An 18,017-nucleotide genomic window follows, 5' to 3' on the forward strand; every position below is an offset into this window, starting at 1 on the left:
ATGCCCTCACGGACGCACGACGGCGGCGGGCCAGGACTTCGGCTCGTCGATCCGCGAGATGATCGGGATGTCGCGGATGTCATCGTGCCGGAGCACCCACATCAGGAAGCGGTCGACGCCCATGCCGAAGCCGGAGGTCTTCATCGGCGCCTCGTCCCGCATCCGGATGTACCACTCGTAATCCGACTGGACCACCCCGTGCATGTCCATCGACTTGCGCAACTCCCCGGAACTGCTGTGCCGCTCACCGGAGCCGACGATCTCGCCCAGGCCGAAGAACAAGTCGGCGTTGGCGGCGGTACGGCCCTCCGGATCCGCGAACGCGTGATAGAAGGGCACACTCATGGTGTCGAAGTTCCTCACCCAGACGATCTCGTCCACCTTTTCCATCACCACGTTCTCGCCCTTGCGGGTCAGGCCCGAGAAGTTCTCGCCTGTGGTGACCGCACCGTCGATGTCCGAGACCAGCCGCACGGCCTCCTCATAGGTGATCTGCTCGAAGCTCCCGACGCGGCCCGCCACGCGCTGGAGGTGCGAGATGTCGCCGCGCGCGACGGCCAGCCGGTCCCCCATGCCGTCGAGCACAGCCGCGGCCAGGGCCCGAACGTAGCCCTCGACGTATCTGACGAGGTCGTCCAGATCCCCGGGGATCTCTGCTTCGCTGTGCGTGAACTGACCCAGGTGCGTCGCGTCCGGGGAGTCGCTGCGGAACGACGGCATGATGGCGTAACACCCGCCGCGGGCAGTCCTGCACCCGTACTCCAAGGCGAACTGCATGGAGTCCACCAGGAACGAGTCCACCCCGCTGACCGACACGGGAACCGGCCCGGCGTCGCTGCCCGCCGCCGGCGCACAGGTGATCGTCCGCGTCGTCACGGGCAGATGCAGCCACTTCAGCCCGCATGAGGACGCGTAGGCCACCGTCGCTCGGGTGATGACGTCATGCAGATCGGAAATGAGCTGGTGCCAAGGCGAACCGAGAGCCTCGACGAAGGCTCCGGGAGTGTTGTAGTCCTTCACCGAAGGCGGCTCCACGAGCCCGCTGCCTTCCAAGAACGATTGAGCCATCAGTCCTCCCCGTGTGTAGCAGCATCATTCAGAACCGGCTGAATATTCTTGTTGTGGCAGAAAACGTTCTTCGGGTCGTAGCGCCCCTTGACGATCCCGAGCTTGCGATAGCGCCCCGTTCCGTAGATACCGGACACGTCGCCGTCGGCCTCGTCCTGGACGTAGTTCACGTACGTTCCCCCGTAGTGGTGCGGCCGCAGCGAGTCGATGCTGTGCCTGGACCACTCCGCGTTTTCGCCGTCATCGGCGGGGTCGGTCCACTGGGCCGACGCAGTGTAGATATAGGGGGCGTCCCGGCAGGGGAAAGCAGAGCTCTCGGCCGGTACGTCCGCGATGGCCCCGCGAAGATATTCGAAGTCGATCGAAGACCGGGGGCTGCGGATGGCCCGGGCGGACGCCAGAGCAGTCTCGATCACCCCGGAGGACAATTCCGCCAGGTAACACGACTTCGTGAAGTACCGGTTGCCGAACGGCTCGCTGCTGTCCCCGAGAGCCTGGAGCTGCGCATAAGAGATCTGACGCGCCAAGACCGCTGCCGGCTTCGCGCCGGCCAGCAGCGGCGCGAGGGCCTCCGGTGCGCCGCCTTGCTCACCGAACCAGGCCGCGCTGAGGAACAAGGCCGGACGTCCGCGAAGCACGGCGGGAATCCATTCCTGCTCGCCGGCGTGTTTCAAGGTGCCGACGGTGTGCAGGTCGGCGGGCTGCCCGCCGGCGAAGGCCCGGTAGGACGCCAGCGCTTCGCCGGCTGCGTCGAGCGGATAGACGCTCGTCCAGTGGCCGACGTCCCGAACCGGCCGCAGCCGCAGGGTGAACCGGGTGACGACGCCGAAGTTGCCTCCACCGCCGCGAAGCGCCCACAGCAGGTCCTCGTGCTGTCCGGGCGGGCCTTCGGCGGCCTCCACCACACGGCCGTCAGCGAGGACGACCTCGGCGGCGACGATGTGGTCGCACGTGAGGCCCCACTTGGTCGCCAGCCAGCCGTAACCGCCTCCCAGGGCCAACCCGCCGAGTCCGGTGTGGGACACCACTCCGGCCGGACAGGCCAGGCCGTGGGGCGCTGTGGCCGCATCGAGGTCGCGCAGCAGGCAGCCGCCCTGGGCCGATGCCAGGCGGGCCGCCGGATCGACCACGACCTCCCGCATCAGCGACAGGTCGATCATCACCGCGCCGTCGGCCACGGCCAACCCCGCCACGTTGTGCCCGCCGCCGCGGACCGTGACGGGCAGGCCCTCGGCGACCGCGCTTTGCAGGACCACACTCACATCCGCCGCGGTCAGGCAGCGGCAGACGGCCAGCGGACGCCGGTCGTGCATTCCGTTCCAGACGCCCCTGGAACTCTCGTATTCCGATGAGTCGGCAAGCAGCAAACGATCGCCCAGCTGCGCGCGTACTTTCGCGAAGAAGATGTTCTTGCCCACGGGCTGCTTTCTCACACTTTCCGTAGCGGACGATTCGGGGGCTCGGCGCTGGTCAGGCGTCAGATCGAGCCCTGATCAACTCCTCGATCGCGGCGGCGAGTCCGGCCACGGTCTGATTGCCGAACAGCTCCTGGATGCCCACCTTGACGCCGAACGTCTTGCTGAGTCGGTCCACCATCCGCATCGCCTGCAGCGAGTTCCCGCCGCTGTCGAAGAAGCCGCCCCCGGGCTCGATCTGCCCGACGTCCAGAACCTCGGCGAAGCAGCGTGCGACCTGTTCCTCCATCGGCGTCGCCGGGGAGGACGGGGCGGCGCCGCCCTCGGCGGTGTCGGCGGGCGAGGGCAGCGCTTTGTGGTCGACTTTCCAGCCGTCCTCGTTCATGGGGAACTCGTCCAAGAACACCCATGCGCTCGGCACCATGTAGTCCGGCAGCGAATCCCCCAAGTGCCGACGCAACTCCGCGGCCGCCGGCGGCTCGCCCACGGACGTGAGATAGGCGATCAGCCGGTTCTCGCCGTGGCTGTCCGGACGCATCAGGACAATGGCGCGCCGGACGCCGGGATGGGACTGCAGCGCGAGCTCGATCTCGCCGAGTTCGATACGCAGCCCGCGCAGCTTCACCTGGTTGTCCATCCGGCCCAGGAAGTCGATCTGGCCGGCGGCGTTCCAGCGAACCAGGTCGCCGCTGCGGTAGACCTTGCCAGGGGGGTTGAATGGATCGGCGACGAACTTCTGCGCGGTCGCCTCAGGCTGGTTGAGATAGCCCCGGGCCAGTCCGCCCTGGTCCCCGCCGATGAGCAGTTCGCCGTTGACACCCTTGGGGACCAGGTTGTCCCACCGGTCGACGACGTACACCCGCCGGTTCGGATGCGGACGGCCGATCGGCGGCGACGTCCGCCACTCGACGTGGTCCACCTTGTATTCCGTCTGCGCGACCGCGCATTCCGTCGGCCCGTACAAGTTGAGGAAGGTCCGCCCCGGCAGGTTCCACTTGTTGACCAGAGCCGGATCGAGCCCTTCGGCTCCGCCCACGATGTACTTCAGATCCGGGAGCGAGTCCGGATCGAGCAGCGACTGCATGGCCAGCGGCAGCGCCGCATAGGTGACCCGCTGCTCGCGCATCAGGGTACTGAGCGCGCCTATGGAGTCCAGGTCATCGGCGTGCACCGCGACCACCGTCGCGCCGACCAGGAATGCCGTCCACATCTCGCCCTGCGACTGGTCGAAGGTGAGCGCGGGCAGCTGGAGCAGACGGTCAGAGGCCTGGAACCCGAACGAATCGCGGAACGCCTCGCGGAACAGCGACATCCCCCGGTGTTCGATCAGCACGCCCTTCGGCACGCCGGTCGAGCCCGATGTGTAGATGACGTAGGCAAGCGAATCCGGGGCCGCCTCCGGCAGCGGCGCGCCGTCGGCCTCGGCCTCGATCTTCTGCCAGTCGGCGTCCAGCAGGACGACGGCCCGGTCCGCCGGCTCGTCGAGGGAGTCCGCGAACGCCGAACTGGTGAGGACCACGGGAGCGGCCGCGTCGCGGATCATCAAGCCGACCCTGGCGGCCGGCAGCTTCGGGTCCATCACCGTGTAGGCGCAGCCGGCCTTCAGCACCCCGACCATCGCCACGAACGCGTCGATCCGACGGTCCAGCACGATGGCCACGACCTGTCCGGGCTCGGCCCCGAGTGCCCGCAGGTACCGCGCCAGGTGGTCGCTGCGCCGGCTCAGTTCGCCGTAGCTCAGCTCGGCGCCACCGCAGACCACGGCGACCGCGTCCGGCCGGGCCTGCGCGACCCGGTCCACGCTCGCGTACAAGGGGTCGGCCGAGTATTCGGCGTGCCCGCCGTTGCCCAGGCCGAGCAGCTCGTCCTGCTCCCTGCGCGTCAGCAGGGGCATCTGGGAGACCCTCAGGGACGGCCGGTCCACCGCCGCGGCCAGCACGACCTCGAGGTGATCGAGCAACGCGCTGATCCGCCACTCGTCGAACAGGTCGCGGGAGTATTCGACGCGGGCCGTCAGGTGATCGCCGTCCTCGATGAACTCGATCACCATGTCGAAGGCCAACCCCGTCGCGGGCATGGGGACCGGCGTACAGATCAGGCCCGGCAGATCGAGACCGGCGCCGGAATCCGCCGCCCGCAGCAGCTGGGCCTCTATCTGGAACAGCGGGTTCTTACCAGCCGCACGGACCGGCTGGAGCTTGTCCACGATAAGGCTCAGCGGGACTTCCTGATGCTCGTACAGATCCATGTTGGCGTCCGCCACCCGCTCCAGCAAGGCGCTGAAGGCGGGGTCGCCGGACAGGTCGGTACGCAGGACGACCATGTTGACGAAGCAGCCGACGGCACGCTCAGCCTCCTCGTCCGTCCGGTTGGGCATGGGCACGCCCACCGGAAGGTCGTCCTGGCCCGTGTACCGGCTCAGCACGACGTTCAGCGCGGACACCAAAACCATGTACAGCGAGGCGCCGTGCTCCTCGGCCAGGCGCCGCGCCCGCGAGAGCAACTCGTCCGGGAAGGGCTTGGCGACCGTGGCCTCACCGCGGCTCGGCCCCTCCCGCCAAGGCCGGTCCTCGGGGAACTCCAGCGCCGGCAGGCCGGTCAGCCGCTCCGTCCACCAGGTGAGTTCCTCGTCGAGCCGCTCGCCGCTCATCCGCGCCCGCTGCCGGGTCGCGTATTGGACGTAGGACGGCGCCGGCTTATCGAGGTCGGGCTCGCGCCCTTCCAGCAGCGCCGCGTACATCAGGCCGAGCTCGCGCGTCATCACCTCGTCCGACCAGCCGTCGGTCGCGATGTGGTGCACGATCTGCACGAAGACGTGGTCGTCGTCGGCCAGCTTGAGCAGCTGGTACCGGTACACGGGCCCGTGCTCCAGGTCGAACGGGACACCGGCCAGCCGGCGCACCTTCTCCTGGCACAGCCGCAGCTGCTCCTGCTCGGCGGACCCGCCGAGCGCGAGCACCTCGAGCTCGACCGGCGCCGGCGGCTGCGTCACCTGGAAGGGCACCCCGTCGATCGAGTGGAACGTCATCCGCAGCGCGTCGTGCCGGGCCACAAGTCGCGTCAGGCAGTCTTGCAGAACGTCGACACGAAGCGGTCCGCGGAGTCGGACAGCTGTAATGACGTGGTACGCCATCGCCCCGGGGTTGAGCTTCTCGAGGAACCAGATCTGTTCCTGGACGAAGGACAGAGGCACGCCCTTGTCAGGGTCTGGCGATGTGGTCATACCTGCACTCCAGTTCGGTTCCTCGTATGTGGCCATGAAGCCGAGAGTCGCGATACTGCCGTGACCGCACTGCACTCAAAGGTTTTGGTTTCTCCGGCGGGTGAAGGCGCGCCGCGCCGACGCTCGCTGGTCGTCTCGACCGCGACGCGTACCGATCGTCAACGGCGAGGTGGGAATATCGGGTAGGTCAGGGACGGTACGCGTATGAGGTGTTCTACGCGGCCCCGAAGGGGGCTCTGCTTCTGGAAGCCCGGCAGGTCCCGGGCGTGTGATGGCTGCTGTACCGGCCCGGACAGCCGTGGCGGGTTTCCGTCACGCGCACGACGCGGAGGGTCGAGATCGACGGACGAATCGGACGTTCGGCTCGATCCACGAGCTTGCGCAAGCCACTGACGCGACCCTCAGCCATGTCGAGCACGCTGCGAAGTCCTCCTCGAGTTCCCCGTCCGGAACAGGCCTGGTGCGGGCCTGACCGGGCATCAAGCGGCCAGTCAGTGATCAGCACTTCACCCGGGGGCACGCCCCGCAGCGGCAACCACACATCGGCCCTGCCTCACCGTCGACGCCGAGGAGGCGGACCACGTCCTAGACGGGAGGTATGTATACGAACTTTGACATCACCCCCGTGTGTCTGAGTAGTACGCTATCTCACGCCCGACGAGCAGGGCAAGCATTAACGGGATGGTTTCACAGTTCTCTGAATCGTGTATGAGGGGTTTGACACAGGATCCTGCGACACGACGTCGCCGGAGGTGACATCCGCCGCGCGACCGCCTGATACGGGGCGGCGGTTCTGGAGGGAGTCCGAGCATGGCCAATTCCTCAGAGATCGACTGTCAGGTGGTCGCCGGCAGACCCGCAACGCTTCAGGTACCGGGGATCACGGACATCGGCGGAGCCGGTGAGTGGGTACGAGCGGCCCTGCCGGGCATCAGGGCCGCGCTCCTGGAGCACGGTGCCCTGTATCTGCGCGGCCTGCCGATCCGGAGCCTCCAGGACTTCGCGGCCATGCGCGACGAGCTGATCCCGGAGCGCACGCCGTACCGGGAGAAGGCCACGCCGCGCACCGCCTTCGGCCACGACGTCTACTCCTCCACCGACCTGCCGCCGTCGCAAGCCATCCGGATGCACAACGAGAACAGCTACACGCTGACCTTTCCCGGGCTGTTGCTCTTCGGCTGCCTGACGGCACCCGCCGAGGGCGGCGCGACCCCGGTGGCCGACTGCCGCCGGGTACTGCCCGCGGTGCCGTCGCCTCTGGCGGAGAGGATGCGGAAGTCCGGCTGGCGGCTGAACCGCAGCTTCTCCGAGTACGTCTCCACGAGCTGGCAGACCGCGTTCGCCACCGACGACCCGGCCGACGTGGCGGAGTATTGTGACAGGAACCTGATAGCGCACGGCTGGCGCGACGACGGCACGCTCCGCACCAGCCAGGTGCGGCCCGGCATCATCAGGCATCCGGTGAGCGGCGAACAGGTCTGGTTCAACCACCAGCTCTTCTGGAACGAGTGGGCGCTCGACGAAGAAGTGCGCGAGGCGCTGGTCGACGAGTTCGGCCGCGACGGGCTCCCGTTCAGCACCGAGTTCGGCGACGGCAGCCCTCTGACACGTGAGGACCTGATGGAAATCCAGGGCGCGTACGACGCCGCGACGGTTCGCCAGCCCTGGAATCCGGGCGACTTGCTGTTGGTCGACAACATCCTGACGGCGCACGGCCGGGATCCGTTCCATGGTGACCGCAGGATCGTGGTGGCCATGGGCGAGCCGGTCGAGCTGACCGCGTGCCGGCCGACCGTTCCGCCCGCGAAGGGTGCCTGGTCGTGACGGGCACCCCGAACGCGAGTGCCGCCGATCCGGTGGAGCGGTTCGCCCGCACGGCCGCGCAGGCGCCGGACCGGACAGCCGTCCGGGCCGGGGCGCGGACCCTGACCTTCGCAGAGCTCGATGACAGGACCGCGCGGCTGGCGAGCCGGCTGGCGGGGGTCGGCGTCGGCGTCGGAGACCGGGTCGGAGTCAGCCTGGACCGCGGTCCCGGCCTGGTCGTCGCCCTGCTCGCGGTCTGGCGGGCCGGCGCCGCCTACGTGCCGCTGGATCCCGCGTACCCGGCGCGGCGGCGGGAGCACATGGCTACACAGGCCGGTGTCAGAGTGCTGCTGGCCGAGGGCAACGGCAACAACGACAGGACGCGGCTCCCCGGGGTAGCGGTGGTCGATCCCAGCGAGCCGGACCCCAGCCCGCCGGCCGCGGCCGGCCGGGTGTCCGCGCTCGACGCGGCATACGTGATCTACACCTCCGGCTCCACCGGCGATCCCAACGGGGTCGAGGTGACCCGCGGCGGTGTGGCAGGCCTGATCGCCTCGCTGGAGTCGGCCGGGCTGTACGCCGCCGAGCCGCGTGTCGTCGGCTGGAACGCCAGCGTGTCGTTCGACGCCTCGGTCCAGCAGTGGGCGCGAGTGTGCCGGGGCGACACGATCGTCGTCCTCAGCGAGGAGGAGCGCACCGATCCCGAGCGCCTGCGCGCCGCGATCGACGAGTACGGGATCGACGATCTCGACCTCACGCCCTCGCACTGGCAGCTGCTGAGGACCTGCCTGCTCGCACCGGGCCGGCCCGTCCGGCTGTTCATGGGCGGCGAGCCCGTCCCGGAGCGGACGTGGCAGGAAGTCAGCACAGCGGTGGCGGACGGGCTGCTGGAAGCGGCCAATCTCTACGGTCCCACCGAGTGCACGGTCGACTCCACCGCCGCCTGGATCTCCGGCGGCTCCGCGCACATCGGCGATGCCCTGCCGGGCGCGCGCATCCATGTCCTGCGTCCTGATCTGACGCCCGTCACCGAACCGGGCGAGGCGGGAGAGCTCTACATCGGCGGGACCGGACTGGCCCGCGGCTACGTCGCCGGTCCGGCGCTGACCGCGGCGCGGTTCGTCGCCGACCCGTTCGCCGCCAACGGTGCCCGCCTGTACCGGACCGGCGACCAGGTCCGCCGGCGCCCGGACGGCACGCTGGAGTTCCTGGGCCGCGCCGACGGCCAGGTGAAGGTCCGCGGCTACCGGATCGAGCTGGGCGAGGTCGAGGCGGCGATCGCCGCGTACCCGGGTGTGAGGGCCGCGGTGGTTGCGATCCGCGCCGATGTGGCCTCCGACGGGCAGCTGGCGGGGTACTACGTCGCGGCGGATCCGGTGCCGGCCGCCGCGTTGCGCGAGCACTGCCGAGCGCGACTGCCCGAGTTCATGGTGCCGGTGTTCTTCATGCCGCTGGAGGCCGTGCCGCTGACGGTCAACGGCAAGGTCGACCGTGCACGGCTGCCGGCGCCGACCGCGGACGGTGCCACGGACGGGGACGGGGCCGGGGACGGGGCCGGCGGGTCCGACGCCCCCACGGGGGTCTTCGAGGAACTGATCGCGAGCGTCTGGTCGGAGGTCCTGGGGCTGGACCGGATCAGCGCGGACGACGACTTCTTCGCCCTCGGCGGCCACTCGATGGTCGCACTGCGTGTGGTCGCCCGGCTGAAGAAGGACCTGGGCCTGTCAGTACGGACCAGAACGGTGTATCAGCACCCGAGACTGCGCGACCTGGCCGACTACCTCGAGGCCGCCCGCCGCGAGGACGGGACGACCGAGACCGCCGACCGCTGACCGCTGACGCGAAGGGAATCACTCATGTCTTCTTCCCGCCAGGACACGACCGTCGTCAAGCAGCGCCGACTGCCGAACCCGGCGCGCACACTGGCCTGCCTGGGTTTCTGCGGCGGCGGCAGCGGCGCCTTCCACGCGTGGCTCGACGTACTGCCGCCGGGCGTCGAACTGGCCACCATCTGCTACCCCGGCCGGGAGGGCCGGCACTCCGAGGAATTCGCCACCGACTGGGACGCACTCGCGGACGACACGACACAGGCAGTGCTCGCCGTCGCGGCCGAGGGCCCCTACGTTCTCTTCGGCCACAGCATGGGCGCGTGGATGGCGTTCGATGTCACGGCGAGGGTCGAGCAGGCCGGGAGCAGACCGCCAGAGTTTTTGCTCGTCTCGTCGGCGAACGCGCCGAGCGCCGGACTGAGGTCCCGGGACATGTTCCCCGCCCAACAGGAGACCGATCAGCAGCTCCTTGAATGGATGCGCACCTACGGACTCATCCCCGACTACGCCCTGGAGGACCCCGATCTAGTGGAAATGGCGGTCGAGCTCATGCGCGCCGACATCAAGGTCCGTGACACCTTCCACTACACCGCGGGCACCCGGATCCGGACCCCGCTGCACGTGCTGACGGGGTCGGAGGACACCACCATCGAGGCGGACGCGGGAAAGCGCTGGGAAGCCCTGGCACGAGGCGCGTTCAGGCACGATGTGCTTCCCGGCGGCCATTTCTACACGCCCGAGATCTGGCGTCGGCTGCCGGCTTTCGTCGCCACGCTCGCCGCCGACGACGCTACCGCCGCCAACGCCGCCAACGCCGCTGACGCCGACGGCTGACGTCGGCAGCAGGCGACGACCGGGTGCTTTCCATGCGCTACGGAGGCGCAGAGCTGATGCCGCTCTGCGCCTCCGCCGTCTAGCCCACCGGCACGCTCAGCGGACGGACCGAATCATCACGGGCCACGGTCTCCATCAGCAGCCGGAGCCGGTTCGCGATCGCCCGGGCCGCGGCCTCGTCGAAGATGTCGGCGCTGTACTCGATCACACCTGCCAGCCCACCCGGAGAGGGCGCAAAGGTCACGGACAGATCGAAGGGGGTCGAGCCGGTGTCGGCCGGCCGGGGCTGGACGGGCGGTCCGCCGAGCCGCAGCGAGCGCAGCGGGGCGTCGTCGAACCGGAACATCACCTGGATGCCGGGCACGGGTGTCGATCCCTTGGTCCGCCCGGTGTCCAGCTCGCCCATCAGCCGCCCGAAGGACAGGTTCTGATGAGCGGACGCCGCGTCGACCTCGTCGCGGACCCGGCCCATCAGTTCGTGGAAATCGGGGTCCGCGCTCAGGTCAAGCCGGATCGGGACCGTGTTGGAGAACAGGCCGGCGATGGGCTCGAGGCTCGGGTTGGTCCGCAGGGTGGCGGGCGTTCCGATGACGAGGTCTGTCAGTCCCGTCGACTGAGAGAGGAGAACCGACAGGCCCACCAACAGCGTCGTCGGCAGGGACGCGCTCCCCCGCTTCGCGATCTCGGAGAGGCGGTCGCGCAGCCTACGGTCCCAGGTGAAGGAGTACCGGCCGCTCTGATAGGTCCGCTTGCCCTCGCGCTCGCGCGCGGTGGCGAACTCCATGGTCGCGGGGGCGCCCGCCAGCCGCTCGCGCCAGTAGTCCGTGTCACAGTCCATTGACCCGTCATGGGCATGCGCGCGCTGCCAGAGGACGTAGTCCAGGTACCGCGAAGGCAGCTCCCGGACGTCGGCGCCGGCCTGCCCGTCCGGCTCGGTCTCGGCCTGGTAGAAGATCCCGAGTTCGCGCAGCAGGATGCTCAGTGTCCAGGTGTCACAGGCGATCTGATGGAAGACCAGGACCAGTGCCCCGCTGGCTTTCGCGGTGCGGCCGTTCCCAGGGCTGTGCGGATCGCTGACGAGGTGCACCCTGACCAGGCGGCCGCGCTCCACGTCGAGGGGTTCGGCCGACGCCCGCCGGACCGCGGCGTCCAGAGCCCGGCCCGAACCGGGAACGGCATCGCCCGCGTCATGGAATTCCAGGTCGATCTCCCAGGGTTCGCCGACCCGCTGCCAGGGACGCCCCGCCACCTCGGAGAAACTCGTCCGCAGCACCTCGTGCCGGGCGATCAGGCGGTTCAGGGCACGCCGCAACGCCTGCTGGTCGAGTTCCTCGTACCAGGTCATCGACAGCGCGATGTTGCCGACAGCCGTGCCGGCGGCGGTCCGTTCCAGCGCCCAGGCGGGTTCCTGGGCGAACGAGAGCGGACCGAAGGCCTCCGTGGTGTGCGGCAGGAACGCGTCCTGACTCACGGCGCCTCGGGCCGAGGCCGCCTCGACCGCGGTCGCCAGTTCGGCCAGAGTGGCCCCGCCGAGCACCGCGCTCGGCGCGATCTCGACGCCGAGCCGGGTCCGGATCCGGGAGGCGACCATCATGGCCCGCAGCGATCGGCCGCCCAGGTCGAAGAACTTGTCCTCGAGCACGACCCGGGGGACGCCGAGGACCTCGCACCACACCTCGGCCAGCTCCCGCTGCACCTTCGTGGCCGGCTCAGTACCCTGAGCCAGGGTGCGGGACGGCGCCGACGGCAGGGCCGACAGGCGACCGCGGTCGACCTTTCCGTTCGGGTTGAGCGGAAGCTCGGCGAGCTGCACCAGGCGCGGCAGCATGTGGGCCGGCAGGGTGTGGGCGATCCGCGAAGTCAGCAGGTCCAGGTCGAGGTCCCCGCCGTCGTCCCCACCGTCGTCCTCGTCGGCGATGACGTAGCCGACCAGCTCGTCCTCGCCCCCGGCCCGCCGGGCCACGACCACGACGGCGTCCCGCACGCCCGGCTGCCGGCGCAGCGTCGCCTCGATCTCGCCGAGCTCGATCCGCAGTCCGCGGATCTTGACCTGGAAGTCCAGTCGGCCGAGCAGCTCCACCTGTCCGTCCGGCCGGAACCTGGCCAGGTCTCCGGTGCGGTACAGCCGTTCCGAGACAGGCCCGTGCGACCAGGAGAAGAACCTGTCGGCCGTCTCTTCCGGACGCCCGATGTAGCCCTCGGCGAGCCCGACACCGGCCAGGTGCAGCTCTCCGGAGATCCCCATCGGAACCGGGGCACGCGAGCCGTCGAGGATGTAGACCCGCTGGTTGGCCATCGGACGCCCGTAGGGGATGCTGTTCCAGCCCGGCAGCGGTGAGCCCGCCTCGGTCAGCGTCGTGTGGATGGACGCCTCGGTGGCCCCGCCCATCACGATCACCCGCACGTCCGGAGCGAACTTGCGGAGCCGGTCGGGCGTCTCGGGGTTGACCCAGTCCCCGCCCAACAGGACCAGTCGCAGCGGACGCGTCGCGGTGACGCCCACTTCCAGGTGCGCGAGGTAGGCCTCCAGAAGCGCCGGTGCCGAGTTCCACACCGTGATCGAGTACTTGGTGATCAGCGCGTCCCATTGGCTGGGGTCCTGGGCCTGGGAGGTCGCCGGGGCGATGACGGTCCCGCCCGAGATCGTCATCCCGATGAACTCGAAGACGGACATGTCGAAGCTGATCGAGGACAGCGCGAGCAGCCGGTCCCCGTCTCCGATGCCGAAGCGGGTGCGCAGGTCCAGAAGGTTGTTGACGACGCCGCGATGCCGCAGGGCGATGCCCTTGGACTGACCGGTCGAGCCGGACGTGTAGATCACGTAGCACAGGTCGTCGGGCCGGCTGCCCACGTCCGGGCAGTCGGAGGAGGACTGCGCGATCTGGGCGGCGTCACGGTCCAGCAGGACGACGGGTATCTCCTGGTTCGGCACCGCCGAGCGGAACTCGGTCTCGCTGATCAGCACGCAGCATTCGGCGTTCTCGGCCATGTACTCAAGGCGGCCGGCCGGGTAGCGCGGATCGAACGGCACGTAGGCGGCGCCCGTCTTGAGGACGCCCATGATCGCGGTCAGGAAGCTGGGACCACAGTCCAGGCACACCGCGACGCGCTTGCCGCGCCCGACCCCCATCGCGCGCAGGTGGTTGGCGAGCCTGTTGGCGGCCTGGTCTATCTCTCCGTAGCTGTGCGGGCGGTCCTGGTAGATCACCGCAGGCTGGTCCGGGGAGGCCGCCGCGATCTGGGCGAACAGCTCGTGCAGGCACGCGTCGCCGTCCCACTCCACCGCGGTCTGGTTCCACTCGACGAGCATGCGCTGCTCTTCGGCGGCGGTCAGCAGGGGCAGCCGGCTCAGCCGGGTGCCGCCGTGGTCGGCCGCTGCCGCCGTCAGCACGGTGACGATGTGCCCGAGCAGTGCGGACACGGCGTCGGCGCTGACCAGGTCCGCGCGGTACCGGACCCCGAGCTCGACGCCGCCGTCGTCACCGTCGTCACCGCCGTCGTCAGTCAGACAGAGGTCGTAAGCGAGTCCTTCAGCGAGCGCATAAGGCGGCTTCGCCTGTGCCGGGCCGGCCCCGAATCCCGTCGAGGAGGCTCCCGCGGCCGTCTCGCCGGAGGACAACGCCTCGTCCACGCCGTGTACGAGGTCCGCGAAGGACATGTCGGCATCCGGTCGCAGCGCTATGGTGCGCCGCCGGGACTCCTCGGCCCCGGCGTCCATCGCGACCGAGATCCGCACCTCGGTGGAGCAGTCGCCGTAGCGCGCCGTGACGCAGGCGAGGGCGGCAAGCACCAGGCGCCGCACCGTGACCGGGCCCGCGCCGGCCCAGGCGCGCAGACCGGCCACCAGGTCGGCGTCCAGTCTCGTGCCGACGGACTGCACGCCGTGGGCGTGGGCGGCAGTCGGCGGCGGCTCGTCGAGGGGGCCGAAGCCGGGCAGACTCGGGATCGTCATGGACGGCTCACTGGCTTCGTCACTCAGGTCGGGCACGGGTTCCGGGTCCTTCCTCGCCGTCGGTGGACGGGCGATTCCTGTGATGGCGGATCGGGTCAGAAGGTGATGACGCCGCGCAGGATGCGGCCGGCCTCCATGTCGGCGTAGCCCTGGCTGACCTGATCGAGGGTGTACGTCTTGGTGATCAGTTCATCCAGCTTGAGGATGCCGTCGCGATACATGTTCAGCAGCCGGGGAATCTGGGTGCGAGGGCTTTCCGACCCGTAGAGGCAGCCCTTGATCTCCTTGTTCTCCATGGCCAGCACGAACAGGTTGAGGTCGACCTGCTTCTGGGCGGGCGGGGCCACGGCGGTGACGACGCAGGTGCCGCCCTTGGCCGTCAGCGTGAGGGCCGGCTCGAGCAGCTCGCCCAGCATCACGCCGAAGGTGCAGATGACGGAGTCGCACATCTGACCCCAGGTCAGCGCGCCGACTCCGGTGATGGCCTCGTCGAGCGAGGCGAAGACATGCGTGGCGCCGAAGCGCAGCGCCTGCTCGCGCTTGAACTCCACCGGGTCCACGGCGATGATCCGGCGGGCCCCCGCCACCCGCGCGCCCTGGATCGCGCTGGCGCCGACCCCGCCGATGCCCAGGACGGCGACCGTGTCGCCGGGACGCACCCCGGCGCGGTTGACCGCCGAGCCGAACCCCGTGGCCACCCCGCAGGAGACCAGCGCCACCGCCGGCCACGGGATGTCGGAGTCCACCTTGACGACCGAGGACTCGGCCAGGACCTGCCGTTCGGCGAAGGCGCCGAGCTGCGAGAACCGCGCGACCGGCTGGTCCTTGACCCGGTGCGCCACCCGGCCGTCGGTGATCATCCCGATGTCGAAGAGCCTCGCGCCCTGGTCGCACAGGAACCCCATGCCGACCCGGCACGGCCCGCACGATCCGCAGGACGGGATGTACGACATCGCGACGTGGTCGCCGGGCGTCACCGACGTGACGCCCTCCCCCACCTCCACGACCTCGCCCGCGCCCTCGTGGCCGTTGATCACCGGGTAGTTCGGGAGCGGCAGGTTCCCGGTCCGCACGTGCTCGTCGGAGTGGCACAGCCCGCAGGCCCGCATCTCGATCAGCACCTCGCCGGGGCCCGGCTCGTCGAGCTCGATGGTGTCGATGACGTAGTCCTGACCGGGCCCGTAAAGCAGCGCTGCGCGAGCGGTGATCATCGGTGGCGAACCTCCAGACGAAGTGGCGTTGGGGGATGTGAGTCGGGGAGGACTAGAGCGGGCTCTGGCCGTCGAACGCGTACGCCCGGAACGGAAAGGCCGCACAAAGCCGCGCGACCTCCGCACGCACGCTCTGCCGTACCGGCGACGGCAGGGAGTACGTGTCGGCCCCGTCCTGCTGCACGCAGGACAGGACCTGGCTGACCAGTCGCGCGCACTCCGACATCTGGTCGGCGGTCATGCCGCGCTGGGCCGGAATGTTGGTGCCGAACCGCAGGCCGCTGGCGATGAGCGGCGGACGCGTGTCGCCGGGCGTGCGATTGCGGTTCGCCAGGATCCCGCACTCCTGCAGGGCCCGCTCGGCGACGACGCCGGTGAGACCGGACGCCGAGACGTCGACCAGGACCATGTGGGTGTCCGTGCCGCCGGTCAGGACCGTGAATCCGCGGTCGTCGAGGGCGCTCGCCAGCGCGGCCGCGTCCTCGGCTATCAGCCGGGCCGTGCGCTTGAAATCCTCGCGCCCCGCCAGTTCGAACGCCCGCGCCTTCGCGGCGATCGCGGCGGCATTCGGCGTCCCCTGCGACCGGGGGAAGACAGCACGGTCGAGGGCGTCGGGAAAGGGCGCCCCGTCGGCGGCCGGCACATCGCCGTCGGCGCCCATCAGGATCAGGCCGCCGCGTGGTCCGCCCAGCTGCTTGTAGGTGCTGGTCGTCGTCACGTGGGCGACGTCCACCGGGCTCGGCAGCACGCCGCCGGCGACGAGGCCGGCGATGTGGGAGATGTCGGCGAGCAGGTAGGCGCCGAACTCGTCGGCGATCGCGCGCATCCGCTCGTAGTCGATGATCCGGGGATAGGCGCTGGCGCCGGCGATGATGAGCTTCGGCCGGTGCTTCCGGGCCAGGTCCTCGACCTGGTCGTAGTCGATCAGGCCGGCCTTGTCCACGGAGTAGGGCACGGCGTTGAACAGGTTTCCGGTGACCGACGCCCGGGATCCGTGCGTCAGGTGGCCGCCGGAGTCCAGATCCAGGCCCAGCAACGTGTCCCCGGCCTTGAGCAGGGTGAACAGCACGGCGAGGTTCGCCGAGGTGCAGGAGTGCGGCTGGACGTTCGCGTACCGGGCGTGGAAGAGGGACTTCGCCCGGTCGACGGCGATCCTCTCGACCGCGTCGAAGTGCTCGGCACCCGGGTGGAAACGCCGTCCGGGATAGCCCTCCGCGGTCACGTTGGAGAACACCGACCCGGCGGCGGCCAGGACGCTCGGGTCGGCCAGGCTCGCGTAGGCCACCAGGGCCAGCGAATCAGTCTGTTGAGCGGTCTCCGCCGCGATCTGCCTGGCCAGCTCCGGATCGTCCTCGAAGAGCCTGGCCACGCCCTGTGTCGCGATGCCGAGGACCACCCGGCTGGACTCCTCGAGTGCGGCGGGCGCAGCCACGGGGCGGTCCGCGGCGGAGCGGCCACGCCAGGTCCGCACCGCGTACTGGGACAAGAAGGCCAGGGCCGCGCCGGCCACAAGAAGAAGAACCGGCATCACAGTCCCTGCGTGTCGGTCGACCAGGGCTCAGGCGGGTCCTGTTTCACGAAGTTGGGCCGAAGGTCGAAGTCCGGAGGATCGTACGTCCGGTGGAACGTCGGAGTCGTGCTCGGCGACATGGCCGGATTGATCCACGACCACTCCGCGGGAACGGCGCGGCCCGCCGCGGTCTCTCGCTCGATGTGCGCCACGAACTGCGCGGCCGCCGTGTGGTGGTCCACGACGTAGACACCGGCCTCGGCGTAGCTGAACAGGACGGCCTCGTTCAACTCCAGCAGCGCCCGATCGCGCCAGAGCGAGGCGTTGCGCCGGGTGTCCAGCCCCATCTTCTCGGCGATCCGCGGGAGCACGTTGTACCGGCCCACGTCGCTGAGGTTGCGCGCGCCTATCTCCGAGCCGACGTACCAACCGCTGAACGGTGCGGCGGTGTACCGCAGGCCGCCGATCTCCAGGCACATGTTCGAGATGGCGGGATTGGCGTGCCAGCGCAGGTTGAGGTCCTTGAACCAGTCGAACCGCGGATGGATGATCGGCACTTCCAGAACGTGTTCAGGGGGGATCTCGAACAGGACCGGGGGTTTGCCGTCGACGAAGATCACCAGCGGCAGCACGTCGAACTCGGTCCCCGCTCCCCGCCAGCCCATGTCCATGACCCGCTGGGTGAACTCCACCTGGTCGGGGTCACCGGTCACCCGCCCGTCCGCAGACTTGTACCCCGCGTACCGGATGAGCTGCGCGTTCGCGATCCGGACCTGGTTGTCGGGCTCCAGGCGCGGCTTGAACACCGTGACCACCGGCCTGAGCCGGCCGTTGTTGGTGGAGACTCTGAGATGATCCCAGCACGCCTCGGCCACCTCTTCGGGGCTCTCGCACGAGCGGGCGTCCAGGAGCTGTAGGCTGCGCCAGCTGTATCTGCCGGAGCAGCGGGCGTGGTTGCGCCAGGCGATCTTGGCCCCGGCCAGCAGCTCATCCGGGGTCGGCGTGTAGCAGCCCGCGGCCGCGATGTCGCGGGAGACGGCCTGAAGCCGATCAGCTGAGACCAGGGAGATCAGCTCAGGGAGTGAATAGAACTTTTCCGCTTCCTGACTGAGCCTCATCCGCGCACAAACCGCTTGAGGAGACACTCATGCCGCACGTCATTGACCATGTGA

The 18,017-nt window shown here is 69.6% G+C and carries 10 protein-coding genes; 3 read left to right on the plus strand and 7 right to left on the minus strand.

What is annotated here, in order from left to right:
* Nucleotides 1-6: 6 nt before the first annotated feature.
* From ABH920_RS14970 to ABH920_RS14980, 3 genes are read right to left on the minus strand one after another with little or no spacing between them, the layout of a single operon-like run.
* On the minus strand, nt 7-1,068 hold the full coding sequence (locus tag ABH920_RS14970) for an amino acid--tRNA ligase-related protein (protein ID WP_370349568.1): 1,062 nt from the start codon (nt 1,066-1,068) through the stop codon (nt 7-9).
* Nucleotides 1,068-2,486, minus strand: coding sequence for an FAD-binding oxidoreductase (locus ABH920_RS14975; RefSeq protein ID WP_370349569.1), 1,419 nt, complete (start codon nt 2,484-2,486; stop codon nt 1,068-1,070). The genes ABH920_RS14970 and ABH920_RS14975 overlap by 1 nt, the downstream gene beginning before the upstream one ends.
* Before the next feature lie 52 nt (nt 2,487-2,538).
* Nucleotides 2,539-5,706: an amino acid adenylation domain-containing protein gene (locus ABH920_RS14980; protein WP_370349570.1), complete on the minus strand. Its 3,168-nt coding sequence runs from the start codon at nt 5,704-5,706 to the stop codon at nt 2,539-2,541.
* An 810-nt stretch (nt 5,707-6,516) separates the two neighbouring features.
* Here ABH920_RS14980 and ABH920_RS14985 point away from each other — a divergent pair.
* From ABH920_RS14985 to ABH920_RS14995, 3 genes are read left to right on the plus strand one after another with little or no spacing between them, the layout of a single operon-like run.
* A complete protein-coding gene (locus ABH920_RS14985; protein WP_370349571.1) occupies nt 6,517-7,530 on the plus strand; it encodes a TauD/TfdA family dioxygenase in 1,014 nt (337 codons plus the stop codon).
* Complete coding sequence (locus ABH920_RS14990) at nt 7,527-9,341, plus strand: amino acid adenylation domain-containing protein (RefSeq protein ID WP_370349572.1); 1,815 nt, start codon at nt 7,527-7,529, stop codon at nt 9,339-9,341. The genes ABH920_RS14985 and ABH920_RS14990 overlap by 4 nt, the downstream gene beginning before the upstream one ends.
* A gap of 24 nt (nt 9,342-9,365) precedes the next feature.
* Nucleotides 9,366-10,172, plus strand: coding sequence for a thioesterase II family protein (locus tag ABH920_RS14995; protein WP_370349573.1), 807 nt, complete (start codon nt 9,366-9,368; stop codon nt 10,170-10,172).
* A gap of 79 nt (nt 10,173-10,251) precedes the next feature.
* On the opposite strand, the gene ABH920_RS15000 is transcribed toward ABH920_RS14995, so the two are convergent.
* From ABH920_RS15000 to ABH920_RS15015, 4 genes are all read right to left on the minus strand, one after another.
* On the minus strand, nt 10,252-14,124 hold the full coding sequence (locus tag ABH920_RS15000; RefSeq protein ID WP_370349574.1) for an amino acid adenylation domain-containing protein: 3,873 nt from the start codon (nt 14,122-14,124) through the stop codon (nt 10,252-10,254).
* 95 nt (nt 14,125-14,219) lie between these two features.
* Nucleotides 14,220-15,335 (minus strand): NDMA-dependent alcohol dehydrogenase, encoded by a 1,116-nt coding sequence (locus tag ABH920_RS15005; RefSeq protein ID WP_370349575.1) that lies wholly within the window; start codon nt 15,333-15,335, stop codon nt 14,220-14,222.
* Nucleotides 15,336-15,387: 52 nt separating this feature from the next.
* Nucleotides 15,388-16,863 (minus strand): serine hydroxymethyltransferase, encoded by a 1,476-nt coding sequence (gene glyA, locus ABH920_RS15010; protein ID WP_370349576.1) that lies wholly within the window; start codon nt 16,861-16,863, stop codon nt 15,388-15,390.
* On the minus strand, nt 16,863-17,963 hold the full coding sequence (locus ABH920_RS15015) for a nitric oxide synthase oxygenase (protein ID WP_370349577.1): 1,101 nt from the start codon (nt 17,961-17,963) through the stop codon (nt 16,863-16,865). Before ABH920_RS15015 ends, glyA begins: the two co-directional genes overlap by 1 nt.
* Between the last annotated feature and the right edge of the window lie 54 nt (nt 17,964-18,017).

This window comes from Catenulispora sp. EB89, from assembly GCF_041261445.1.
GTDB lineage: Bacteria > Actinomycetota > Actinomycetes > Streptomycetales > Catenulisporaceae > Catenulispora.